Raw genomic sequence first — 23011 nt, forward strand, 5'->3', positions numbered from 1 at the left:
CTAAGGACTATTCAACACCTAATTTGAAATAAATCAAAAATAACGGGTTGGATCGCTCACACCTGCCGCCGCAAAGCCTTCTGCACGCAGGCGGCAGCTGTCGCACTTGCCACACGCGCGGCCCTGATCGTCGGCCTGATAGCAGGAAACAGTGAGCCCGTAGTCCACGCCAAGCTTCACGCCCGCCTTGACGATGTCGGCCTTGCTGAGATTCTGCAGCGGCGCCTGGATGCGGAAACCTTGACCCTCTACGCCGGCCTTGGTCGCCAGGTTCGCCATGCGCTCGAAGGCTTCGACGAACTCCGGGCGACAATCCGGATAACCGGAATAATCCACGGCATTGACGCCGATGAAAATGTCACGGGCGCCCAGCACTTCGGCCCAGCCCAATGCCAAGGACAAAAATACGGTGTTCCGCGCCGGCACATACGTCACCGGGATGCCTTCGCCAGGCGTCTCGGGTACATCGATGGAACTGTCGGTCAAGGCCGAGCCGCCGATGCCGTTGAGGTTCAGGCCGATCACTTTGTGTTCCACCACGCCCTGGTCCCGGGCAACTCGCTCGGCGGCGTGCAGTTCAGCGCGGTGGCGCTGGCCATAATCGAAACTCATGGTATAGCAGCGGTAACCCTCGGCACGGGCCATGGCCACGACGGTGGCTGAATCCAGGCCGCCGGACAACAGGATGACCGCACGTTTTTCTGCAATGTTCGAATGTTCAGTCATATCAGCGCCCCGGCTCGTCGTTCCAAAGATATTTATGCAGCTGCAGTTGCAGGCGCACCGGCAGATTATCCGCCACCACCCAGTCCGCCAGGTCCCGGGCGCTCAAATCGTGATGGCTCGGCGACAACAGTACTTCACCAGCCCGCTGGTCGAGTCCGTACTGGATCAGCTTGGACACGGCCCAGTCATAATCCTCCCGCGAACAGATCACGAACTTGACCTGATCGTTGGGCGTCAGCAGTTCGATATTCTCGTAACGGTTGCGGTGCGCTTCCTTGGAACCTGGAGTCTTCAGGTCCACGACGCGACTGACGCGCGGGTCGACGGCCGAGATGTCCAAGGCGCCGCTGGTTTCCAGCGAAACCTCGTAACCGGCATCACACAACTGCTTGAGCAAGGGGATGGCGTTGGGTTGTGCCAATGGCTCGCCGCCCGTGACGCAGACATAACGCGGACGATAACTGGCCACTTGCTCCAGGATATCGTCGAGGGTTCGTAAGGTGCCGCCGCTGAACGCGTAGGCACTGTCGCAGTATTGGCAACGCAACGGGCAACCGGTGAGGCGCACAAATACTGTGGGCAGCCCAGCCGTCCGCGTTTCACCCTGCAACGAGTAAAAAACTTCGGTGATTCTCAATGTGTCTTGCATAGTCGCCACGGGCGTAACAGCTAAACAGGCTGTCCGCCTCCGTCAGGCACTTCAAGGAACCCCGCCAACGCGCAGATCCCAAAAAGCGTGTTTCATAAAAAGGGCGTGAATTCTAACGAAAAAACCCGCGACAGGCGCGGGTTTCTTCAAGACAGGGTCAAACCGGCTTACATGCGTTGCAGATCACGTTGGGCCAACTGGGCCGCAGATGTGCCCGGGTACTGGGCCACCACCTGTTGCAGAATGCCTTTTACCTTGTCGGTGTGACCGAGGCGGCGCTCTACGTCAGCCAGTTTGTACAGCGAATCCGGCACTTTGGCATGCTTGGGATACAGCTGCGAAACCTTGGCGAACGCCTGGCCAGCGCCTTGCAGGTCGCCCTTGGCCAGGTTCACTTCGCCCAGCCAGTATTGGGCATTGCCCGAGTACTGGCTGTTTGGGTATTTGCGCAGGAAAGCGCCAAAGGCCTGGCTGGCCTTGTCGAAATCCTTGGCCTTGATCAGGTCGAAGGCAGCATCGTAATAGAGCTTTTCCTTCGCCGGATCAGCCGGCTCGCCACCGGCGGCAGGTGCTGCGGGAGCGGCTGCCCCCGCGCCTGCGGCTGCACCGGGGGCGTTCAAGTCGCCACCGGCTGGAGAATTCTCGGGAGTCGCGGCAGGTGCAACGCCGGATCCTATGCGCCGATCAAGATCCTGGTATCGCTCCAGGTTTTCCTGCTTCATGCGCGAAATATCATTCTGCAGAACTTCGATCACGCCTTGCTGGCGCGACAACTGATCCTGCATTTGCTGGAGCTGGTTGAACAGCTCGCCCTGTGCCGAGACAGGGGCCGAAACCCCTCCCCCGGCATAGGCGCCGTTCGTACCGTAACCTGCAGGCGGATAGCTGCTCCCGCTATTGTTATAGCCGGCATCGTTATCGACCACAGGAACCGCAGCCCACGCCGCAAGCGGCGCGAGGCTGAGAGCCAGAACAGTTACAGCACGACGGCACGTTCGCATGACGAATTACTTACGCAGTTCGACGCGACGGTTTTGAGCCCAGGACTGCTCGTCGTTGCCGGTAGCAACTGGACGCTCTTCGCCGTAGGAAACCAGTTCCAGCTGAGCTGGGGAAACACCTTGCAGTACCAGGTAGCGTTGAACGGCTTTCGCACGACGCTCGCCCAGTGCCATGTTGTACTCACGAGTACCACGTTCGTCGGTGTTGCCTTCCAGAACAACGCGAGCGCCGTTCGACTTCAGGTCTTTGGCGTGAACGTCCAGAGCGCGCATGGCTTCTGGCTTCAGGTCCGAGCTGTCGTATTCGAAGTAGAAGGTGGTGATTGCGCGCAGAGCAGCTTCTTCGCTCAGGGAGCCGTCAACTGCACCGGTGTTAGCGCCGTAACCAGCGTTTGGATCAACAGCGCCTTCACCGGCATTGTCGCCGCCTTTGGACGAGCAACCTACAGCTACAGCCATGGCCAGAGCCAGCGCAGCAAATTTACCAAACTTCAGCATTTCCATCGTGAAACTCCTAATGAACCCCAGTGTGTTAAGTAAAACGTATAGCGCCGCGTCAGTTCAGGTAAGGGGACCAGGACGGTTCTCTGACTTCGCCTTGAGCGGTAGGAAGCGGGAGCCTCACGCGTCCGTTAATGGACACGAGCATCAAGACTCCCCGGCCCTGCTGGCGGGTGGCGTAGATTACCATGGTGCCGTTGGGCGCAACAGTAGGTGACTCGTCCAGAGTGCTATCAGTGAGGATTTTTACGCTACCGCGCTGCAAATCCTGGGCCGCCACCTTGAAATTGGTGAAACCATCCTGGCGATGGATCATCACCAGGGTCTTTTCGTCCGCCGACAGTTTAGGGTTGGCGTTGTAGTTACCGACGAACGTCACGCGTTCGGCACCGCCACCACCGGCACTGGTCTTGTAGATCTGTGGCTTGCCGCCGCGGTCGGAGGTGAAGTAGATGGTCGAGCCATCCTTGCCCCAGAACGGTTCGGTGTTGATGCCCGGGCCGTTGGTGACGCGGGAGATCGAACGCGAAGCCAGGTTCATCACGTAGATGTCCGGGTTACCGTCCTTGGACAGCACGAACGCCAGGCGCGAACCGTCCGGCGACCAGGCTGGCGCGCCGTTCAGGCCTTCGAAGTTGGTGATCTGCTCACGACGACCGGTGTCGATGTGCTGCACGAAAATGCGCGGACGCTTCTGCTCGAACGAGACATAAGCGATGCGCTTGCCATCGGGAGCGAAGCGCGGCGACAGGATCGGCTCGCGCGATTGCAGCAGGGTCACGGCACGTGCGCCGTCATAGTCGGAACGCTGCAGGGTGTAGCGGGTGTTGTTCTCGGAGAAACGCTCAGCCGTCACGTAGAGCATGCGGGTAGAGAACGCGCCCTTGATGCCGGTGAGTTTTTCGAACGACTGGTCGGCGATGTAGTGCGCCATGTCACGCAGCTGATCGACGCTGCCCGACACGCTGCCGGTCAGCACTTGCTGCTCGGTGGCAACGTTGAACAGGGCGTACTGGACCTGCAGGCGACCGCCGGCCGGAACGATGCTGCCGACCATGATGTACTGGGCGCCCAGGGCCTTCCAGTCACGGTAGATGACTTCGCTGGCCTGGGTCGGCAGGCTGATCATGTTCTGCTTCGGAATCGGCGCGTAGTAACCCGAGTTGCGCAGGTCGTTACCGATGATTTCCGCCATGTCGTCCGGCAGGACGCTACCGCCCTGCCAGCCGAACGGTACGACGGCGATCGGGGTCGCCCGGTCGCTGCCGCTGGTGACCAGAATGTTCTTTTCCTCTGCTACCGCTATCCCTGCCAGGCAGCAGATAACGACCAGCATTGATCGAAGAAGGTTTCTCACAAGGCTAGATCCTCAGGTGTGAATGTCATCTTGAATGAACGATAGGGAGCAAAGTCGCTCGGTTTCATTCCTTGCATTTCCGTCAATCGCCCAATGTTCTTGACCGCTGCGACCGCCGAAGCGTCGAACGGACCGTCACCACTGGACTTGGCGACGCTGACCGAGGTAACCGTACCGTCGGGCAACATGCCGATTTGCAATACTACCGTCATGCCTTTGCGCGCCGAAGGTGGACGAGCCCAGCCTTCTGCCGCTCGGGCACGAATCAGATCATCGTAGCTGCCGGCGACTTCATCGCCCTGCTCATCGGCCAAGGCCTGCTGGCGCTCCGGCGTATCGGAAAGCAAATCTGCCAAGGCCTGGGCCTTTTTGTCTTCGGCGGATTTACGCGCTGCGTCCTGGGCCTTTTTCTTGGCGGCGTCGGCGGCGGCTTTCTTCTTCGCGTCTTCGGCGACTTTCTTTTTCGCCTCTTCAGCTTCAGCTTTCTTCTTGGCGTCCTCGGCCGCTTTTTTCTTCGCGTCCTCGACGATCTTTTTCTTCGCTTCTTCAGCGGCCGCTTTCTTGGCCTCTTCTTCAGCGGCTTTCTTGGCTTCTTCTTCGGCTTTCTTCTTGGCTATATCAGCCAATTGTTTCTCTTCTGCCTTTTTCGCCTCGGCGGTTTTCTTCGCTTCGTCGGCTTTCTTGGCTTCATCAGCCTTTTTTGCCTCGTCCGCTTTCTTCGCCTCATCGGCTTTCTTGGCTTCTTCGGCCTTTTGAGCCGCTTCCTCTTTCTTTTGTTCCGCGGCCTTTATCGCTTCCTGCTCGACCTTCTTCTGTTCCATCTGCTCGACTTCAGTCTGGCGCGCGGCGGATTTCTTCGCCTCACCGGCAAGCTTCTGGTTGGTCTGCGTGGTGGCCTGGCTTTTCGACTTGAGCTGGTACAAGGTCGCCTGCACGATCGGCTTGGCCGGCGGCAGCTCCGGGGTCATGGCAAAACTGACGAACAGCATGCCGAACACCAGCACATGCAGGCCGATGGCCAGGACACTGGGCCAGAAATAGCTTTCCGAGGCGGACGGCTCTCGCTGTTGCTGCATCAGGGGGCCTCGGTGATCAAGCCAACATTACCGACCCCGGCTTTCTGCAGGCCGCCCATGGCGCCCATCACGGCACCGTAGTCGACGGTCTTGTCACCGCGAATGAAGACCTGCGTGCGCTTGCCGGCATCGTTGCCGACACGAATGATCTTGGTCACTGCATCGGTCATCTGCGGCAAGGTCATGGCCCGGTCCTGCTGCTTCTCGGTGTCGACTTCACTGCCAAGGTTCCAGTAGTAGGTCTTGTCAGCCTTGATCGAAATAGTCAGTACCTGGGTGTTGTTGTCCTGCGGCAAGGCTTCGCTGGAAACCTTGGGCAGATCGACCTTCACGCCCTGATTGAGCATCGGCGCGGTCACCATGAAGATGACCAGCAGCACCAACATCACGTCGATGTAGGGCACCACGTTCATCTCGGCAACCGGCTTGCGCTTTTTTCGGGCTCGAGCGATTAAAGCCATTGGGAAATACCTGCTTATTCTTCGCTGGTGTGCACTTTGCGGTGCAGGATCGCCTGGAATTCATCGGCGAAGGTGTAGTAACGGCCGGTCAGCATTTCGCTGCGGGCGGCGAAGCGGTTGTAGGCGATAACGGCCGGGATGGCCGCGAACAGACCGATGGCGGTGGCGATCAGCGCCTCGGCAATGCCCGGGGCCACGGTGGCCAGGGTTGCTTGCTGGGCAGAAGCCAGGCCACGGAAGGAGTTCATGATCCCCCACACGGTACCGAACAGACCGATGTAAGGGCTGACCGAACCGACGGTGGCCAGGAACGACAGGCCTTGTTCGAGCTTTTCTTCCTCGCGGGAAATGGCCACGCGCATGGCACGGGCCACACCTTCCATCACCGCTTCAGGGTCGACGCCCGGTTGCTGGCGCAGGCGAGAGAACTCCTTGAAACCGGCACGGAAGATCTGCTCGACGCCTGAATCCGGGTCAGGGTTGCTGCCAGCCTGGCGATAGAGCTTGGACAGGTCGATACCGGACCAGAAGCGCTCCTCGAAGCTCTCCAGGGCACGACGACCGGCGCGCAGCATGTTGCTGCGCTGAAAGATCATGATCCATGAGGTCACCGATGCGGCTACCAGGGTCAGCATTACCAGTTGCACCACGACGCTGGCATTGCTGACCAGGCTCCACATGGAGGAATGGTCGACGACGTTAGCTTCCACGCTTTATCTCCTGCTCTGAGTGTGTACCCGCGCCGCTCACGCCGGCAAAGGCCGCACGTAGAGCTTCGGGAATGGCCCGGGGTTTCAAACTATGGGTGCGCACACAGGCCACCAAAAACTGCCCTTCACAGAGCAGCACGTTATCCGTAGCCCGCCTGACCTGCTGCTTGAAGCGCAGGCTGACACGGTTCAATTCGATGACATCGGCACTTACCACCAGTTCGTCGTCCAGTCGCGCCGGCGCGTGGTAGCGCGCTTCGCTGGAATGCACGACGAATAACAGGTCCTCCCCTGCCAGCGCGGATTGGGCAAAACCCAGTTCCCGCAGCCGTTCGGTTCGAGCCCGTTCCATAAACTTGAGGTAATTGACGTAGTAGACGATGCCGCCAGCATCGGTGTCCTCGTAATAAACGCGACAGCGATGTGCGAACGACTCCAGCCCGTTTTGCGCGCGCATACTCTAGTGCTTACTCCTCAGGTTGCCAATCGGCCAGGCAACTGTTTTTTCATTCTCGAACGCATTGACGCTCCAGGCGTCGTCTGGGACAGCACGAACTGGAAAAAAGTCGGCGTACCGAGTTCGGTCAATCGTCCACGGCATCGAGGAATTCGTCTACCACTGGCATCTCACCCATTCGTGTCGGGATGTTTAAGCCAAAATGCAGATAAGCATGGCGGGTCACCACGCGCCCGCGAGGGGTACGCATGATGTAGCCCTGCTGGATCAGGTACGGTTCCAGCACATCTTCAATGGTGTGGCGCTCTTCGCTGATGGCCGCGGCCAGGCTGTCCACGCCCACCGGGCCACCGTCGAACTTCTCGATCATGGTCAGCAGCAGGCGCCGGTCCTGGTGGTCGAAGCCACGCTCGTCGATGTCCAGCAGGTTCAACGCCAGGTCGGCAATCGGTTTGGTGATGTGGCCCTTGGCCCGGACTTCGGCAAAATCCCGGACCCGGCGCAGCAGGCGGTTGGCGATCCGCGGCGTGCCCCGGGCACGCCGGGCGATCTCATACGCACCGTCCGGGTCCAGCGGCAACCCGAGGATGCCCGCCGAGCGGCTGACAATCGTCGCCAGGTCGGCGTTGTTGTAGAACTCCAGGCGCTGGACGATACCGAAACGGTCCCGCAACGGGTTGGTCAGCATACCAGCGCGAGTGGTGGCGCCCACCAGTGTGAAGGGCGGCAGATCGAGCTTGATGGAGCGTGCCGCCGGGCCTTCGCCGATCATGATGTCGAGCTGGAAATCTTCCATGGCCGGGTACAGCACTTCCTCGACGATCGGCGACAGCCGATGGATTTCGTCGATGAACAGCACGTCATGGGGCTCAAGGTTGGTCAGCAGCGCCGCCAGGTCGCCCGGCCGCTCGAGGACCGGCCCCGACGTGCTCTTGATCGAGACGCCCATTTCCTGGGCAATGATGTTGGCCAGGGTGGTCTTGCCCAGGCCCGGCGGGCCGAAGATCAAGGTGTGGTCCAGCGACTCGCTGCGCCCACGAGCCGCCTGGATGAACAGCTCCATCTGCTCGCGCACAGTCGGTTGACCGATGTAGTCAGCCAGGCTGACAGGACGAATCGCGCGGTCCTGGATTTCCTCGCGGTCACGGGGCGCGCCCGTGGCGGCGATCAGACGGTCAGCTTCAATCACTTAAATCATTCCCTTCAGGGCACGACGAATCATATCTTCAGTGCTCAGGCCTTTTTCCTTGATAGCGGAAATCGCCTTGCTGGCTTCCTGCGGCTTGTAGCCCAGGGAGATCAGTGCGGTGACCGCATCGTTTTCGGCGCTGACCGCAGGCACCGGCGCGTCCGGCTGGTTCGGCACCAGGGCGAACATCGCCGGCACCGTCTCCCAGGCCTTGAAGCGGTCCTTGAGTTCGACCAGCAGGCGCTCGGCGGTTTTCTTGCCCACCCCCGGCACCTTGGTCAGGGCCGAGGTGTCCTGGGACTGCACGCAACGCACCAACTCATCGACTTCCAGGCTCGACATCAAGGCCAGGGCCAGTTTCGGGCCGACGCCATTGAGACGGATCAGTTCGCGGAAGAAGTCCCGCTCGCGCTTGCCGACGAAGCCATAGAGTAACTGCGCATCCTCGCGCACGACCAAATGGGTGTGCAGGGTCAGCGGCTCGCCGACCGACGGCAAGCGATACAGCGTGGTCATGGGCACTTCCAGCTCATAGCCCAGGCCGTTTACATCCAGAATCAGGTGCGGCGGCTGTTTTTCAGCCAGGGTGCCGCGCAAGCGTCCAATCACGGTTCAGATCCTTGGGTGTTGGCCAGCGCGCTGGCTGGCGAATATCAACACGAGCATAAAGGCCGGCAACACAGGCGCAACTGACTCGAGTTCATGAATGAAGCGCTGATGCTATCAGAGACGCAGGCGCCCGCCACGACTGCGTGCGGTCCCCAGGCCATGAGGCAACAGGCTGGAACGGGTGTGGGCATGGCAAATGGCGATGGCCAGGGCGTCGGAGGCATCGATCTGCGGCTTGCTGACCAGTTTCAACAGGTGCATCACCATCATTTGCACCTGCTCCTTGTTCGCCGCCCCTGTTCCGACGACCGCCTGCTTGACTTGCGTCGCGGTGTATTCGGCGATCTCCAGGTTTTCCTCGGCACCCGCCACGATTGCCGCGCCCCGGGCCTGCCCCAGCTTCAGGGCCGAATCGGCGTTGCGCGCCATGAAGACCCTTTCGATGCCCATGGTCACCGGGCCATAGGTCTGGATGACCTCGCGCACGCCGCGATAAACGATCTGCAAGCGCTCGTGCAGCTCACCCGCCCCGGTGCGGATGCAACCAGACGCGACGTACACGCAGCCGCGCCCGGTATCGCGAACCACACCGTAGCCGGTGATGCGCGAACCAGGGTCGATACCAAGGATTAAAGTCATAGCGCCTGCGGTTTGAAGGGGAGTTATCCAGACCTGTGGGAGCGAGCTTGCTCGCGATGGCGTTGGATCAGCAAGCACAGTGTTGACTGAAGTACCGCTATCGCGAGCAAGCTCGCTCCCACAGGTTGATCATTGGCAATCGTCAATAGTTGAACAGGCCTTCTCAGCCCAGCTGTTCAGCCACCGACTCCGGAATGTCGGCGTTAGAGTAGACGTTCTGCACGTCATCCAGGTCCTCAAGCATGTCGATCAGCTTGAGCACCTTCTCGGCGCCTTCCAGGTCCAGTTCGGCACTGGTGGTCGGTTGCATGACGATTTCCGCGTCGGCGGGCTTGAAACCGGCCGCCTCCAGGGCGTTGCGCACGGCATAGAAGCTGGCGAACGAAGTGAACACGTCGAACGAGCCGTCTTCGTGGCTGACCACGTCATCGGCGTCGGCCTCCAGGGCGGCTTCCGTCAGGGCATCTTCATCGAGGCCCGGCGCGAAGCTGATCTGGCCCTTGCGCTCGAACAGATAGGCCACGGAGCCGTCGGTACCCAGGTTGCCACCGCATTTGCTGAACGCGTGACGCACGGCTGCCGCAGTGCGGTTGCGGTTGTCGGTCATGCATTCGACCATCACCGCCACACCGCCCGGGCCATAACCTTCGTAGGTCAGCTCTTCAACGTTGTCGGCCTCGGTCGCACCGGCGCCACGGGCGATGGCCCGGTCGATGATGTCGCGACTCATGTTGGCACCCAGCGCCTTGTCCAGGGCCAGGCGCAAGCGCGGGTTGGAACCCGGATCGCCGCCGCCCTGGCGGGCCGCGACCGTCAGCTCACGGATCCACTTGGTGAAGATCTTGCCTCTCTTGGCATCCTGACGTTCTTTGCGGTGCTTGATGTTCGCCCACTTGGAATGACCTGCCATAACTCGCTCCGTTTCTCTTTGGAACATTGCCCGCCCTGCGCGTACGCAGTGGCCGGCAATCAGAAATATCGACCCCAATGAAAAGGCGCATCCGAAGATGCGCCCTCTCAGGTGCCAGCCTTACTCAGCCTTTGGCTGTTCACGCAGACGAATGTGCAACTCGCGCAATGCCTTGGCATCCACCACACCCGGCGCCTGGGTCATGACATCGGCCGCGCTCTGGGTTTTCGGGAATGCGATCACTTCACGGATCGACTGGGCGCCGGTCATCAGCATCACCAGGCGGTCCAGGCCGAAGGCCAGGCCACCGTGGGGCGGCGCACCGTACTTCAGGGCGTCGAGCAGGAAGCCGAACTTCTCTTCCTGCTCGGCTTCGTTGATGCCCAGCAGGCGGAACACGGCCTGTTGCATTTCCTTGCGATGGATACGGATCGAACCGCCACCCAGCTCGGTACCGTTCAGGACCATGTCGTAAGCGCGCGACAGAGCGGTGGCCGGGTTGGCCTCCAACTCTTGCGGCGAGCACTTCGGCGCGGTGAACGGGTGGTGCAGCGCGGAGAAGCTGCCGTCGTCGTTTTCTTCGAACATCGGGAAGTCAACGACCCACATTGGCGCCCATTCGCAAGTCAGCAGCTTCAGGTCGTGACCCAGCTTGATGCGCAGCGCTCCCAGGGCTTCGCTGACGATCTTGGCCTTGTCGGCACCGAAGAACACGATGTCGCCGTCAACCGCGCCCACGCGATCGAGGATCACATTGAGGTTGGCTTCAGGGATGTTTTTCACGATCGGCGATTGCAGGCCATCAACACCTGCAGCGCGCTCGTTGACCTTGATGTAGGCCAGGCCCTTGGCACCGTAGATACCGACGAACTTGGTGTAGTCGTCGATCTGCTTGCGCGGCATGCTGGCTCCGCCAGGAACGCGCAGGGCCGCGATACGGCATTTCGGGTCGTTGGCCGGGCCGCTGAACACCTTGAAATCCACTTCCTTGAGCTGGTCGGCCACGTCCACCAGCTCCAGCGGGTTACGCAGGTCTGGCTTGTCGGAACCGTAGCGGCGCATGGCCTCTTCGAAGGTCATGTGCGGGAACTCGCCGAATTCCAGGCCCAGCACTTCCTTGAACAGGTTGCGGATCATGCCTTCGGTCAGGCCCATGATGTCTTTTTCGTCGAGGAAACTGGTCTCGATGTCGATCTGAGTGAACTCAGGCTGACGGTCGGCACGCAGGTCTTCGTCACGGAAGCACTTGGCGATCTGGTAGTAGCGATCGAACCCGGCGACCATCAGCAGTTGCTTGAACAGCTGTGGCGATTGCGGCAAGGCGAAGAAGCTGCCGGGGTGGGTACGGCTCGGCACCAGGTAGTCGCGAGCGCCTTCCGGCGTGGCGCGGGTCAGGATCGGCGTCTCGACGTCGAGGAAGCCGTTCTCGTCCAGGTAACGACGGATGCTGGTGGTCATGCGCGAACGCAGGCGCAGCTTCTCGGCCATTTCCGGGCGACGCAGGTCGATGAAGCGGTAGCGCAGGCGGGTTTCTTCGCCCACGTCGGAGTATTCGTTGAGTGGGAACGGCGGGGTTTCCGATTCGTTGAGCACTTCCAGCTCGTAGCCCAGCACTTCGATCATGCCAGACGCCATGTTGGCGTTGCCGGCGCCAGCCGGGCGCAGGCGCACCTTGCCGGTGACCTTGACCACATATTCGCTGCGCACGCGGTCGGCGGCGGCGAAGGTTTCAGCGCGGTCCGGATCGAACACCACCTGGGCCAGGCCTTCACGATCACGGATATCGAGGAAAATCACCCCGCCATGGTCACGGCGACGATGGACCCATCCGCAAAGAGTAACTTCCTGACCTTCCAGGCTTTCGTTCAGTTGGCCGCAATAATGGCTGCGCATCATGGTAGTGGTTTCACTTCTCGTAATTCGAAATTCGGTTGGAGGACCTGCCCGTGCAAGCACTCGCGCGTGTTCAACTCAATCAGCTTTGTCGCCACCGGCCAAATTCTTCTTGGCGCCGGTCTTGAAGTCGGTTTCATACCAGCCTGTGCCGCCGAGGCGGAAACCAGGCATGGACAGCATCTTTTTCAGTTCCGGCGCCTGGCAGGCAGGGCAGTCGACCAGCGGTGCCGCGCTGATCTTTTGAATGGCTTCCATCTGATGACCACAGGAAGCACATTGATAGTCGTACATCGGCATGGGGTTGTCTCGGCGATCAGGTTACTCGCGCAAAGGCTGGGCTTTGCGGCAAAGAGCGGGATTATATCCATTAAATGCGGCCTGTGCAGCCGTAAGACCGCACAGTCATTGCCGACCATGTTGCTCATTCAAGGCTTGCGTGACTCATTGTGGCTAGGGAGCTTGCTCCCGCTTGAGTGCGAAGCGCTCACAAAGAGGGCTGCTGCGCAGCCCAGCGGGAGCAAGCTCCCTCGCCACGGATTGGGGGATGCACCGCATTGGCAGTCATTGACGGACTAGACCCCACAATGATCCATCCCGGCTTCCTTCAAACTGTGCACCACACAAACCACACGCACCAGTGCGCTGAAATTGCGCACCCCGCCATGGCGCAGGTGCACCTCCCTGTCCACATGGGACAGCAACGTACTGATGGAGCAGCTGTTGAGCTGGGCCATGTCGCCAAGGATATCCCAATAGACCTGCTCCAGCCGCAGGCAGGTGGCGAACCCGTTCAGACGAATGGATCGGGCCAGGGGACGCACCAACTGCATGTCGAACCCCCTGACGAACGGATCGACGCTGATGGACTGAAAGCGCCCATGCACACCCTCCCCCGGTTCTTTTCCTTGAATCATACCGTTGACACTCCTTTGCCATACGAACCTCTCAGTTGGAACACTCCATCTGTGGCTCTATGGAAGCTCAACGGCATCGCCAGTTCCAGACGACTTTATGACCGTGGACGTAGGACAAGCCAACAGCAGGCAGGCGACGAATTACGCCGTCCTACACGCCGCGCGCTGGGAATGCTGCCCACGCCATCACCTGCCCGGGGTTACTGGCCCTCCAGCAGCGCGCGCAGCATCCACGCGGTCTTTTCGTGAACTTGCATGCGCTGGGTCAGCAGGTCGGCGGTGGGCTCATCGCTGACCTTGTCCAATAAAGGAAAGATGCCACGGGCCGTACGCGTCACCGCTTCCTGGCCCTCGACCAGTTGCCGGATCATGTCCTCGGCACCCGGCACACCTTCCTCTTCCTTAATAGAAGACAGGCGCGCATACACCGAGTAAGCACCCGGGGCAGGGAAACCCAAGGCGCGGATTCGCTCGGCAATCAGGTCCACCGCCAGGGCCAGCTCGTTGTATTGCTCCTCGAACATCAGGTGCAGGGTCCGAAACATCGGCCCCGTGACGTTCCAGTGAAAATTGTGGGTCTTGAGATACAGCACATAGGTGTCCGACAGCAGGCGCGAAAGCCCGTCGACGATGGATTTGCGGTCTTCTTCACTGATACCGATATCAATTGCCATGTTGGTTGATCTCCTGACGGTGATGAATTCGACAACGCCCCCAACTCTAGTGGTTTTGGCGGCCTATGGCCTGCGACAGATCGCCAGCCCTCCTGAACCGACAAGCCGGGACAGCGGGCAGTTCCGCCCACCAGGGGAATTCAACGCCGCTTGCCCGGCGCCTTCAAGCACCGGCGGGGCTTTTCTGGCCGACGAACAGCGCGGTACGCGCCCGTAACGCGTTTGAGAAGGCCGGGGCTTTGCTGTTAAATAGGCAGTGTGTCGCTACGCCTATTTTTCCGGGCGTAACGCATAGGCTGATTCGGGTACGTGTCCAACGCCTCTCATTGTTTCGAAGCGAACCGTCCCCGACCCGCTCTTCCTTGTGATCTGTCTTAACCGTGAGCCAATCAAAATGTTGAAAATCGTCCACTTGCTAATGGGCGCAGCTGCCCTGCTGCTGTCCTTCATCCCTAGCCTGGGTTCCGAAGCCACACCTTACCTGCAACACCCCGATGCACTGTACCTGGCCTTTTTCGGCCTGCTCAACCTGACCCTTGCACCCGTCATCCCTTACTGGAACAAAGGTCCACGTCACCAACTGCAGAACCTGGTCAGTGCCCTGCTGGTGCTGGCCGTTGCCCTGCAAACCCTGGCCCTGCTGGCGCCTATGCCGGAAATCGGCGGTCAACCGGCCATTCTGTTCAGCCTGGGCGCAGCACTGCTCGCCGTGGCACTGCACCTGGCCGTCAGCTTCTACAAGAAGTCGTCGCCGGCCGCCGCTGCGCAGAACTACGACATGTCCAACCGCGATACCGGCACGGTGAAGTGGTTCAACACGTCCAAAGGGTTCGGCTTCATCTCCCGCGACTCCGGCGATGATATTTTCGTGCATTTCCGGGCCATTCGTGGCGAAGGCCATCGCGTCCTGGTGGAAGGCCAGCGTGTGGAGTTCTCCGTGATGAACCGCGATAAGGGCCTGCAGGCCGAAGATGTGATCGCCGCGCTGCCGCGCCGCTGATCCACGCGTAAAAAAACCGCGATGCAGCCTGGCTGCTCGCGGTTTTTTATTGCCCATCAATCGGGAATCGGGCAAGTCAGTAGTGAGGCGGCGGCGCCTCTTCTTCGAACGACTCGAACTGCCCGACCATCTCTTCCTGGCGCTTGAGCAACGCCGCCATCTGCAGCTGCAGACGCTCGACGACCCGCTGCTGCGCCACCAGCACATCGTTCAACGCCTGGATGGTGTCATCCTGAAACGCCAAGCGGCTTTCCAGATCGGTTACACGGTCTTCAAGGTTCATGGTTCAGCCCTCCAGAAACTTGAAATCATCGGTCAAGGCCACTCGCAACCGTTCACGAATAGCCGTGACCTGCCCTGCATTATAAGGCTGGGCCGGGTGCTTGCCCCAGACCGGCGCAGGCCAGGCGGCGTCATCCCGTTTGCGCACGATGACGTGCATGTGCAGTTGACTGACAACGTTACCCAAGGTTGCAACATTCATCTTGTCGGCTTCGAACGAATCCTTGAGGGTTTCGGCCAGCACCGTGGTTTCTTTCCACAGTTGCTGTTGATCAGCGTCATCCAACTGAAACAATTCGCTGATATCTTCCCGCCGCGGCACGAGGATGAACCACGGGTAATTGGCGTCGTTGGACAAGAGCAAACGGCACAACGGGAAATCGCCGATGGGCAATGTGTCTTGTTGCAGTCGTGGATCTAAGGCAAACACCGCGCGTACTCCTCGTTATCGATTCTGCCCGGCTCGGCGACCCGCAGGCCTGCGTCGGACACAGATGTGCAGCATACCCGCGAACGCCGGATCGATCACTGCGTAGCGCCCCGACGCCGCGTTTCTTCGATTTTTTTTCAACACACGGCATCAACCTGTGCCAGCTGACGCACCAACACGGCGCAAGCGGTGCGGCAAAGTCCTGAGAGGACCGCGCCAGGGCCCAGGCAAAGCTGCGAAGCTGTAAGATTTTCGTACAGACGGAAAATTTTTTGCACCAAAACAGCACAGTGCGTCTACGCTCAGTGCACAAAGCATCCGTGATTTACTCACTGATGGGGTGAACCGGTAACGCTTTTGATGGTCTCGCCACTTTTACGGGCGTCAATCACGAGAGCCGCACACGAGTCAACCCTATTTAAAACAAGGCCTTTGGAGCCCGGTTTCATGAGGTTTCACCGCGTCAACCGATGAAATGTGAAAAAAATGTAAACGAAATTCGGGTTTGAGCATGCTTGTTGCATTCATCCCCGCACTGTCCAAAGGACTCGCCGGAAGCGGGAATCTGCCGACATACAAATTAAAGTGGCAAGGCTGCCCACAGGAGCTTCAAGCGCGGTAATGACGGACTCTTTACACCGATGCCGGAAAAGAAAAAACAACATTAAGTTGTGGATACGGTTGCGTCGGATCAGCTGAAATGCGACATGGATCGAGCCATTGGCGACATGGTCGTAAAGAAGCTGAAAGGTTGAATGGGCAAGTATCGCCAAAGAATGTCGACGTGATATAAGTTTGCGCCGACACAAAAAGAAAGAGCCGCCCAGATAAAAAAACAGGTGGGACGGCAGTACTCTTCTAAAAACCAAAGGAGCAAATCACGATGCGCGTGATGAAGTGGAGCATGATCGCACTGGCTGTATCGGCCAGTACCTCGCAGTTCGCAATGGCCTCTTCCCAGGAAGAATCCAAGGGTTTTATTGAAGATCAGAGCTTGACTGTTCTGACCCGTGCGCTGTACATGAACCGTGATTTCAAGAACGAACTAAACACTCGTCAAAGTTATCGTGAAGAAGCCGGCGTTGGCGTCCGCGCCATCTACGAGTCGGGCTTCACCCAAGGTACCGTTGGTGTAGGCGCTGACGCCTTCGCATTCGGCTCCGCTCGTTTCGACGGTGGCACTGGTCGCGCTGGTAACGGCCTGTTCGCTCAGGACAGTGATGGCAACCTGGAAGAAACACAATCGAAGATTGGCGGCGCGGTTAAGTTCCGTCTGTCCGACACCGTTCTGAAATATGGCAACCAGTTCACTACCAGCCCGGTTTTCTCTACTGACGACAGCCGTCTGCTGCCAGAAGTTGCTACCGGTACGCTGATCACCAGTAAAGAAATCAAAGGCTTGGAGCTGAGCGCTGGTCATTTCAACGCCATCAGTTCGCAAACTGGCATGGGCGATGACGGCCTTGGCCTGAAATCCGCTGACATTGCCGGTGCAACCTACCAGTTCACCGACAATTTCGTAGCCGGCGTAGCGGCTTCCGACGTCGAAGATCACTACAAAAAGAAATACCTGAACCTGAACTACACGTTGCCGATCAACGAAGATCAGTCGCTGAACTTCGACTTCAACGGTTATGACAGCAAGGACCAAGGCCAGAAGCTCAGCGGCGACGTTGACAACCGTATCTGGTCCCTCGCAGCAGCCTATGCCATCGGCGCCCACAAGTTCACCCTGGCTCACCAGCGCTCCACCGGTGATACCGGCTATGCGTACGGTGTTGACGGCGGCGGTACCATTTTCCTCGCCAACTCCATCCAGTACTCCGACTTCAACGGTCAGGACGAGCGTTCCTGGCAGGCGCGCTACGACCTGAACATGAAAACTTACGGCGTTCCTGGCCTGAGCTTCATGACCCGTTATGTCACCGGTGATAACATTTCCACCGCTGATGGCGAAGCAAAAGAGCACGAATGGGACTTCGAAACCAAGTACGTTCTGCAAAGCGGTCCAGCCAAAGACCTGTCGTTCCGTGTTCGTAGCGCTTTCTACCGCACCAACACCTCTTACACCACCGCCAGTGGCAACCGAGACAACAATGACTTCCGCTTCATCGTCGAATACCCACTGAGCATCTTGTAATTCAGTGCTAGTTCGATAGCTGCACCCGCAATAAACAAAAACCGCTCACCTGATCCAGGTGAGCGGTTTTTTTATGTCCATCGCATGTCAGCTTTAACACAACTTGTTAAATAGCAAGCTAACTAAATATACGCCAAGTCATAGTCGAGTCGTTATTGCAAGGCCCCTTCCTGAACCACCCGAATCACTCGTTGCGGAAACGGAATATCAATGCCCTCCTCCTTCAAACGATCCCGCGCCTGTTCATTAAGCATGAACATGACATCCCAATAATCAGCCGTCTTGACCCATATCCGCAGTGACACCGTAATGGAGCTGTCGCCCAAGGTAGAGATCACTGCTTGCGGGGCCGGATCAGCCAGAACACGCTCATCCTTGGCCAGCGCCAGCAACACTTCCCGGGCCTTTTGCAGGTCGGCCTGGTAATCCACGCCGACATCAAACACCACCTTGCGAGTCGGCTGGCGGTTGGTGTTGGTGATGATGCCGTTCGACAGATTGCCGTTTGGCACGATCACGGTCTTGTTGTCACCGGTGCGAATCACGGTGTGGAAGATCTGGATGCTGTCGACCGTACCGGCCACACCCTGGGCTTCGATCCAGTCACCAATGCGGAATGGGCGGAACAGCAGGATCAGCACGCCACCGGCGAAGTTCGCCAGGCTGCCTTGCAAGGCCAGGCCAATGGCCAGGCCGGCGGCACCGATGGCGGCGACGAACGAAGTGGTTTCCACACCGATCATCGAAGCGACGCTGACGATCAGCAAAATCTTCAGGATGATGTTGGCCAGGGTACTGATAAACCCTTGCAGTGCCAGGTCGGCGTTACGCAAGGCCAGCAACGCACCCAGTTTCTGCGTCACTTTGTTGATCAACCACCAGCCGATGGCCAGGGTGATGACCGCCAGCAGCACGCGGCTGCCGTATTCCATGATCATGGGGATCCAGGTCTGGGAAGCCTTGACCAGGTTGTCCACTTCAGCATTTAAATCCATCTTTCTCTCCTATTCCTGTTGCACGCGGCATTGTGGCGAGGGAGCTTGCTCCCGCTGGGCTGCGTAGCGGCCCCTTCGATGGGTGCTGCGCCCCCAAGCGGGAGCAAGCTCCCTCGCCACAGTGTTTCCCTATAGCCGAAGGGATCAGTCGCGGAAATTGTTGAATTGCAGGGGCATGCCGAATTCCTTGCCGCGCAGTGCCGCAATGGCTTCCTGCAAGTCGTCACGCTTCTTGCCGGTGACCCGCACTTGCTCGCCCTGGATGGCGGCTTGCACCTTGAGCTTGGCGTCCTTGATATGAGCGACGATCTTCTTCGCCAGTTCCTTGTCGATGCCTTCCTTGAGCACGGCTTCCTGCTTCATCAGCTTGCCCGAGGCATAGGCGTCCTTGACCTCAAGGCACTGCACATCGATCTTGCGCTTGACCAGCGCCAGCTTGAGGATCTCGATCATCGCCTCGAGCTGGAAGTCGGCCTCGGCGGTCAGGTTCACGGTCAGGTCTTTTTCCTTGAACTCGAAACTGCCCTTGCCCTTGAGGTCATAACGACGGTCGAGTTCCTTGACGGCGTTTTCAACCGCGTTGGTGACTTCGTGCTTGTCCAGTTCGGATACCACGTCGAATGACGGCATGTAGTGTTCTCCAAATAAAAAGGCGCGCCAGTATCAACGGCGCGCGCTTGGCTTGTGGTTAAAATCGGGCTCATTATAACGGCTCTTTTCCTGTCGACACTGCGAGCCCTCAGATGCCTGCGCCAATCCGAGTAAAAAACTGATGTCCACTACCTGGCATGTCCTCGGGGCCGGCAGTCTCGGCACGTTGTGGGCCACGCGCCTGGCCCGGGCCGGGTTGCCGGTGCGGCTGGTGCTGCGCAACGAAGCCCGCTTGCAGGCCTACCGCAGCGCCGGCGGCCTGACGCTGGTGGAACAGGGCCAGGCGCAGTGTTACCCGATATCTGGCGAAACGGCGGACAGCCCGGAACCGATCAGGCGCCTGCTATTGGCCTGCAAAGCCTACGACGCGGAAGCGGCCGTGGCCTCGGTGGCCCATCGCCTGGACGCCGAATCGGAACTGATCCTGTTGCAGAACGGCCTCGGCAGCCAGGACGCAGTGGCCAATTGTGTGCCCCAGGCCCGCTGCATCAGCGCCTCCAGCACCGAAGGCGCGTTCCGCGACGGTGACTGGCGCGTGGTGTTCGCCGGCCACGGCTACACCTGGTTGGGCGACCCCGCGCACCCAGTGGCACCGTTCTGGCTGGACGACCTGAGCGCCGCCGGCATTCCCCACGAATGGAGCGCCGACATCCTCACCCGGCTCTGGCGCAAACTGGCGCTCAACTGTGCAATCAATCCGCTGACCGTACTGCACCACTGCAAGAATGGCGGCTTGCAGGAACACCGTTGCGAAGTGGCGACCCTGTGCGTGGAACTCACCGACCTGCTCGAGCGTTGCGGCCAGCCTGCGGCTGCCGAAGGCTTGCAGCCGGAAGTCGAACGGGTGATCCAGGCCACGGCCGCCAATTACTCCTCGATGTACCAGGATGTCGCCAATCGGCGCCGCACCGAAATCAGCTACTTGCTCGGTTACGCCTGCAAGGTCGCCCAACGCCACGAGCTGACCGTGCCGCACCTGGAGCAACTGCGCCAGCGACTGATTGCCCACTTGCACAACCTCGCATTGCCCAGCGACTGAGCAGCGGCTACGCTGGCCCTCGTGTTCCTTTTTAGCGACGAGTCTGATGCCATTGCGCCAGCGCCTTGAAAACCTCCCGGTCGGCCAGAAACTGCTGGCTGCCCTGTTGGTGTTGTTGACCACTGTCCTGCTGGTGGCCAACCTGACCTTTATCAGCGCCGCCTACTACATCTCCCAGGAAAGCATGGCGCCCCAGGCCCTGCAGACCATTGGCCGACTGGTGGCCAATCCGAGCCTGATCTCCGACGCCCTGCAATCGCCACAAAGTGCCCAGCGCTTGCTCGATGAGCTCAACAGCTACGCACCGCTGCGGGCGGCGGCGCTGTATGACGGCCAGGGCGAACGCCTGGCACAACTGCAACAGGGCGAAAAGCTCAAGCTGCCGGACCATTACCGCAACATGCAGGCCTGGCAGGCCGGTGAGTTTCGCAGCAACCAGGTCATTACCCTGCCCCGTCCCGGTACGGCGCCTGGCCATCTGTTGCTGGTGGCCAGCAGTGAATTGCCGACCGCGTTCTACACCGGCACCCTGACCGCCAGCCTCGGCATCCTGATTTTCAGCGTGTTGCTGTGGTTGATCATTGCCCAGCAGATCAAGCGCCTGATCACCCAGCCGATTCATCAGCTTGAAGAACTGTCACGCCAGGTCACCCGCGAAGAGAACTATGCCCTGCGTGCCGCACGCGGCAACCACGATGAGATCGGCAGCCTGGCCGAGGCGTTCAACACCATGCTGTCGCGGATCGAAGCCCGGGAACAACAACTCAAGCGCGCGCGGGACGACTCCCAGGCCGCCTACGACCAGGCCCAGGGCCTGGCGGAAGAAACCCGCCATACCAATCGCAAGCTGGAGCTGGAAGTCCAGGTGCGCAGCAAGATCGAGAAAAAGCTCACCGGCTTTCAGAATTACCTCAACAGCATCATCGACTCCATGCCCTCGGCGCTGATCGCCCTCGACGAGCAACTCTACGTCACCCAATGGAACCAGGAAGCCAGCGCCCTCTCCGGCACACGGCTGGACGAGGCGCTGAACCAGCCGATCTTCCTCGCTTTCGAACCACTCAAGCCGTACCTGCCCCAGCTCAAGCAGACCGTCGAGCAACATACGGTCGCCAAGATCGAACGCGTCACCTGGACCAAGGACGACGAAGCCCGCCACTACGCCCTCACGTTCTACCCACTGATGGGCGGTGCCGGGCGTGGCGTGGTCATCCGGATCGATGACATCACCCAGCGCCTGTCGCTGGAAGAAATGATGGTGCAATCGGAGAAAATGCTCTCGGTCGGCGGCCTCGCGGCGGGCATGGCCCATGAAATCAACAACCCCCTGGGCGCCATCCTGCACAACGTGCAGAACATCCGCCGACGCCTGTCGCCGGAATTGCCGAAGAACCTCGAACAGGCCGAACAATTGGGTATCCCGTTGGAGGAGGTCAATCGCTACCTCCAGGGTCGGGAGATCCCGCAGTTGCTCGACGGCATCCAGCAAGCCGGCGCCCGAGCGGCAAAAATCGTCACCCATATGCTCAGCTTCAGCCGGCTCAGCACGCGGCAGATGGCACCCTGCGACCTACCGGCGCTGATCGACCAGGCGGTAGAAATCGCCGGTAACGACTTCGACCTGGCGATCGGTTTCGACTTCAAGGGCCAAGCGATCATCCGCCAGTTCGACCCGAACCTGGGCCCGGTGCCCGGCACGGCCAACGAACTGGAACAGGTGCTGCTCAACCTGCTGAAAAACGCCGCCCAGGCGATCCATCAACGCCAGGACGACAGCGAACCGGGACGCATCATCCTGCGCACGCGGTTGAACCCGCCATGGGCGGAAATCCAGGTCGAGGACAACGGCATCGGCATGAGCGAGAACGTGCGCAAACGCACCTTCGAGCCATTTTTTACCACCAAGGAGATCGGCCAAGGCACAGGCCTTGGACTGTCGGTCTCGTACTTCATCATCACCAATAACCACAAGGGCCAGATGGAAGTGCAGTCGGCGCCGGGCCAAGGCACTTGCTTCACCTTGCGCCTGCCGCTGGCCGGCACGTCGATGGTGCCGCAGGAACACAAACAATTGGAGCGCTGAGCATGGGTTTTCGCCTGTCGAAGATTTACACCCGCACCGGCGACAAGGGTGAAACCGGGTTGGGCGATGGTCGCCGCGTGGCAAAGGACCACCCACGGGTCGAGGCCATCGGCGAAGTGGATACGCTGAACAGCCAGCTGGGCTTATTGCTGGCCGGGCTCGTCACTGAAACGGCCCAATACCCGGCACTGAAAGAGGTCAGCGCAGTACTGGGGCCTTGTCAGCATCGCTTGTTCGACCTCGGTGGTGAACTGGCGATGCCGGCCTACCAGGCCTTGAACGTGGCGGAAATCGAGCGGCTGGAAGCGGCGATCGACGTGTGGAACGAGGAATTGGGGCCCCTGGAAAACTTCATCCTGCCCGGTGGTTCGACGCTGATCGCCCAGGCCCATGTCTGCCGCAGCCTGGCCCGCAGCGCCGAGCGCCGTTGTCAGCAACTGAACGCGGTGGAACCGCTGGCCGGGCCGGGGCTGGCCTATATCAATCGGTTGTCGGATCTGCTGTTCGTGGCCGCGCGGGTCATTGCCCGGCGGCAAGGGGTGGCAGAGGTGCTTTGGGTGGCGGCGGCCAAGCCTGGGAATTGATCAGAGAGGTGTATTGCCTGTCAGGCCGCCTTCGCGAG

At 59.8% G+C, this 23011-nt stretch carries 26 protein-coding genes; 5 read left to right on the plus strand and 21 right to left on the minus strand.

All coding sequences use genetic code 11. The features are described from left to right. Positions 1-33: 33 nt before the first annotated feature. The 17 genes from queC to HU749_RS23475 all read right to left on the minus strand — a co-directional run bounded on the left by queC (position 34) and on the right by HU749_RS23475 (position 13769). The gene (gene queC, locus HU749_RS23395; protein ID WP_172436014.1) at positions 34-708 is read right to left on the minus strand and encodes a 7-cyano-7-deazaguanine synthase QueC; all 675 of its coding nucleotides are present in this window, start codon (positions 706-708) and stop codon (positions 34-36) included. Between the two features lie 19 nt (positions 709-727). Beyond that, the gene (queE, locus tag HU749_RS23400) at positions 728-1375 is read right to left on the minus strand and encodes a 7-carboxy-7-deazaguanine synthase QueE (protein WP_003205025.1); all 648 of its coding nucleotides are present in this window, start codon (positions 1373-1375) and stop codon (positions 728-730) included. A 167-nt stretch (positions 1376-1542) separates the two neighbouring features. Then, entirely contained in the window at positions 1543-2376 is an 834-nt protein-coding gene (gene ybgF, locus HU749_RS23405) for a tol-pal system protein YbgF (protein ID WP_014339914.1), read from the minus strand. Positions 2377-2382: 6 nt separating this feature from the next. After that, a complete protein-coding gene (gene pal, locus HU749_RS23410; RefSeq protein WP_003205029.1) occupies positions 2383-2880 on the minus strand; it encodes a peptidoglycan-associated lipoprotein Pal in 498 nt (165 codons plus the stop codon). Between the two features lie 52 nt (positions 2881-2932). Then, the gene (tolB, locus tag HU749_RS23415; protein WP_041476111.1) at positions 2933-4234 is read right to left on the minus strand and encodes a Tol-Pal system beta propeller repeat protein TolB; all 1302 of its coding nucleotides are present in this window, start codon (positions 4232-4234) and stop codon (positions 2933-2935) included. Beyond that, positions 4231-5310: a cell envelope integrity protein TolA gene (tolA, locus tag HU749_RS23420; protein WP_003205033.1), complete on the minus strand. Its 1080-nt coding sequence runs from the start codon at positions 5308-5310 to the stop codon at positions 4231-4233. The genes tolB and tolA overlap by 4 nt, the downstream gene beginning before the upstream one ends. Next, positions 5310-5762, minus strand: a complete 453-nt coding sequence (tolR, locus tag HU749_RS23425) for a protein TolR (RefSeq protein WP_161798348.1) — start codon at positions 5760-5762, stop codon at positions 5310-5312. The genes tolA and tolR overlap by 1 nt, the downstream gene beginning before the upstream one ends. Before the next feature lie 23 nt (positions 5763-5785). Continuing rightward, entirely contained in the window at positions 5786-6481 is a 696-nt protein-coding gene (gene tolQ / locus HU749_RS23430) for a protein TolQ (RefSeq protein ID WP_014339916.1), read from the minus strand. Then, entirely contained in the window at positions 6471-6938 is a 468-nt protein-coding gene (gene ybgC / locus HU749_RS23435; protein WP_003205037.1) for a tol-pal system-associated acyl-CoA thioesterase, read from the minus strand. Before ybgC ends, tolQ begins: the two co-directional genes overlap by 11 nt. A 127-nt stretch (positions 6939-7065) precedes the next feature. Further along, the gene (ruvB, locus tag HU749_RS23440) at positions 7066-8127 is read right to left on the minus strand and encodes a Holliday junction branch migration DNA helicase RuvB (protein WP_003178599.1); all 1062 of its coding nucleotides are present in this window, start codon (positions 8125-8127) and stop codon (positions 7066-7068) included. Continuing rightward, positions 8128-8736 carry a Holliday junction branch migration protein RuvA gene (gene ruvA / locus HU749_RS23445; RefSeq protein ID WP_014339918.1) on the minus strand — a complete coding sequence of 203 codons (609 nt, stop codon included), beginning with the start codon at positions 8734-8736 and terminating at the stop codon, positions 8128-8130. It lies immediately after the preceding gene. Between the two features lie 114 nt (positions 8737-8850). Continuing rightward, a complete protein-coding gene (ruvC, locus tag HU749_RS23450) occupies positions 8851-9375 on the minus strand; it encodes a crossover junction endodeoxyribonuclease RuvC (protein WP_014339919.1) in 525 nt (174 codons plus the stop codon). Between the two features lie 163 nt (positions 9376-9538). Then, positions 9539-10285, minus strand: a complete 747-nt coding sequence (locus HU749_RS23455) for a YebC/PmpR family DNA-binding transcriptional regulator (protein WP_018614256.1) — start codon at positions 10283-10285, stop codon at positions 9539-9541. 120 nt (positions 10286-10405) lie between these two features. Then, positions 10406-12181, minus strand: coding sequence for an aspartate--tRNA ligase (gene aspS / locus HU749_RS23460; RefSeq protein WP_014339921.1), 1776 nt, complete (start codon positions 12179-12181; stop codon positions 10406-10408). A 75-nt stretch (positions 12182-12256) separates the two neighbouring features. Further along, positions 12257-12478, minus strand: coding sequence for an FmdB family zinc ribbon protein (locus HU749_RS23465; protein WP_003178589.1), 222 nt, complete (start codon positions 12476-12478; stop codon positions 12257-12259). A gap of 275 nt (positions 12479-12753) precedes the next feature. Continuing rightward, positions 12754-13095: a ribbon-helix-helix domain-containing protein gene (locus tag HU749_RS23470; RefSeq protein ID WP_046062630.1), complete on the minus strand. Its 342-nt coding sequence runs from the start codon at positions 13093-13095 to the stop codon at positions 12754-12756. Positions 13096-13295: 200 nt separating this feature from the next. Next, entirely contained in the window at positions 13296-13769 is a 474-nt protein-coding gene (locus HU749_RS23475) for a Dps family protein (RefSeq protein ID WP_014339923.1), read from the minus strand. Between the two features lie 394 nt (positions 13770-14163). Here HU749_RS23475 and HU749_RS29415 point away from each other — a divergent pair, with 394 nt between their 5' ends. Beyond that, a complete protein-coding gene (locus HU749_RS29415; RefSeq protein WP_003205048.1) occupies positions 14164-14769 on the plus strand; it encodes a cold-shock protein in 606 nt (201 codons plus the stop codon). A 76-nt stretch (positions 14770-14845) separates the two neighbouring features. Here HU749_RS29415 and HU749_RS23485 read toward each other — a convergent pair whose 3' ends face one another. Together HU749_RS23485 and HU749_RS23490 are read right to left on the minus strand one after the other, a co-directional pair. Then, positions 14846-15052, minus strand: coding sequence for a SlyX family protein (locus tag HU749_RS23485; protein ID WP_046062631.1), 207 nt, complete (start codon positions 15050-15052; stop codon positions 14846-14848). Positions 15053-15055: 3 nt separating this feature from the next. Then, a complete protein-coding gene (locus HU749_RS23490; RefSeq protein WP_186650380.1) occupies positions 15056-15481 on the minus strand; it encodes an HIT family protein in 426 nt (141 codons plus the stop codon). Between the two features lie 883 nt (positions 15482-16364). Here HU749_RS23490 and HU749_RS23495 point away from each other — a divergent pair. After that, complete coding sequence (locus tag HU749_RS23495; RefSeq protein WP_079303534.1) at positions 16365-17621, plus strand: OprD family porin; 1257 nt, start codon at positions 16365-16367, stop codon at positions 17619-17621. 152 nt (positions 17622-17773) lie between these two features. Here the strand turns inward: HU749_RS23495 and HU749_RS23500 are convergent, their stop codons facing one another. Continuing rightward, positions 17774-18616: a mechanosensitive ion channel family protein gene (locus HU749_RS23500; protein ID WP_079303535.1), complete on the minus strand. Its 843-nt coding sequence runs from the start codon at positions 18614-18616 to the stop codon at positions 17774-17776. A gap of 144 nt (positions 18617-18760) precedes the next feature. Then, positions 18761-19246 (minus strand): YajQ family cyclic di-GMP-binding protein, encoded by a 486-nt coding sequence (locus HU749_RS23505; protein ID WP_003205057.1) that lies wholly within the window; start codon positions 19244-19246, stop codon positions 18761-18763. Positions 19247-19388: 142 nt separating this feature from the next. Between HU749_RS23505 and HU749_RS23510 the strand changes: the two genes are divergently transcribed. Genes HU749_RS23510 through HU749_RS23520 form a run of 3 tightly spaced genes read left to right on the plus strand, consistent with a single transcriptional unit; the run spans position 19389 to position 22973 of the window. Beyond that, the gene (locus HU749_RS23510) at positions 19389-20306 is read left to right on the plus strand and encodes a putative 2-dehydropantoate 2-reductase (protein ID WP_186650378.1); all 918 of its coding nucleotides are present in this window, start codon (positions 19389-19391) and stop codon (positions 20304-20306) included. Positions 20307-20352: 46 nt separating this feature from the next. Beyond that, complete coding sequence (locus HU749_RS23515; RefSeq protein ID WP_014339930.1) at positions 20353-22389, plus strand: sensor histidine kinase; 2037 nt, start codon at positions 20353-20355, stop codon at positions 22387-22389. Between the two features lie 2 nt (positions 22390-22391). Continuing rightward, positions 22392-22973, plus strand: coding sequence for a cob(I)yrinic acid a,c-diamide adenosyltransferase (locus tag HU749_RS23520; protein ID WP_186650374.1), 582 nt, complete (start codon positions 22392-22394; stop codon positions 22971-22973). The last annotated feature ends 38 nt before the right edge of the window (positions 22974-23011 follow it).

Origin of the sequence: Pseudomonas ogarae (assembly GCF_014268695.2) — a bacterium.
Taxonomy (GTDB): Bacteria; Pseudomonadota; Gammaproteobacteria; order Pseudomonadales; family Pseudomonadaceae; genus Aquipseudomonas; species Aquipseudomonas kilonensis.

Bases quoted from the DNA above. Each gene is read 5' to 3' on its own strand.
- queE (WP_003205025.1), bottom strand. From the start codon at position 1,375: ATGCAAGACACATTGAGAATCACCGAAGTTTTTTACTCGTTGCAGGGT.
- ybgF (WP_014339914.1), bottom strand. From the start codon at position 2,376: ATGCGAACGTGCCGTCGTGCTGTAACTGTTCTGGCTCTCAGCCTCGCG.
- pal (WP_003205029.1), bottom strand. From the start codon at position 2,880: ATGGAAATGCTGAAGTTTGGTAAATTTGCTGCGCTGGCTCTGGCCATG.
- tolA (WP_003205033.1), bottom strand. From the start codon at position 5,310: ATGCAGCAACAGCGAGAGCCGTCCGCCTCGGAAAGCTATTTCTGGCCC.
- ybgC (WP_003205037.1), bottom strand. From the start codon at position 6,938: ATGCGCGCGCAAAACGGGCTGGAGTCGTTCGCACATCGCTGTCGCGTT.
- ruvC (WP_014339919.1), bottom strand. From the start codon at position 9,375: ATGACTTTAATCCTTGGTATCGACCCTGGTTCGCGCATCACCGGCTAC.
- HU749_RS23455 (WP_018614256.1), bottom strand. From the start codon at position 10,285: ATGGCAGGTCATTCCAAGTGGGCGAACATCAAGCACCGCAAAGAACGT.
- aspS (WP_014339921.1), bottom strand. From the start codon at position 12,181: ATGATGCGCAGCCATTATTGCGGCCAACTGAACGAAAGCCTGGAAGGT.
- HU749_RS23465 (WP_003178589.1), bottom strand. From the start codon at position 12,478: ATGCCGATGTACGACTATCAATGTGCTTCCTGTGGTCATCAGATGGAA.
- HU749_RS23470 (WP_046062630.1), bottom strand. From the start codon at position 13,095: ATGATTCAAGGAAAAGAACCGGGGGAGGGTGTGCATGGGCGCTTTCAG.
- HU749_RS23475 (WP_014339923.1), bottom strand. From the start codon at position 13,769: ATGGCAATTGATATCGGTATCAGTGAAGAAGACCGCAAATCCATCGTC.
- HU749_RS29415 (WP_003205048.1), top strand. From the start codon at position 14,164: ATGTTGAAAATCGTCCACTTGCTAATGGGCGCAGCTGCCCTGCTGCTG.
- HU749_RS23485 (WP_046062631.1), bottom strand. From the start codon at position 15,052: ATGAACCTTGAAGACCGTGTAACCGATCTGGAAAGCCGCTTGGCGTTT.
- HU749_RS23495 (WP_079303534.1), top strand. From the start codon at position 16,365: ATGCGCGTGATGAAGTGGAGCATGATCGCACTGGCTGTATCGGCCAGT.
- HU749_RS23500 (WP_079303535.1), bottom strand. From the start codon at position 18,616: ATGGATTTAAATGCTGAAGTGGACAACCTGGTCAAGGCTTCCCAGACC.
- HU749_RS23505 (WP_003205057.1), bottom strand. From the start codon at position 19,246: ATGCCGTCATTCGACGTGGTATCCGAACTGGACAAGCACGAAGTCACC.
- HU749_RS23510 (WP_186650378.1), top strand. From the start codon at position 19,389: ATGTCCACTACCTGGCATGTCCTCGGGGCCGGCAGTCTCGGCACGTTG.
- HU749_RS23515 (WP_014339930.1), top strand. From the start codon at position 20,353: ATGCCATTGCGCCAGCGCCTTGAAAACCTCCCGGTCGGCCAGAAACTG.
- HU749_RS23520 (WP_186650374.1), top strand. From the start codon at position 22,392: ATGGGTTTTCGCCTGTCGAAGATTTACACCCGCACCGGCGACAAGGGT.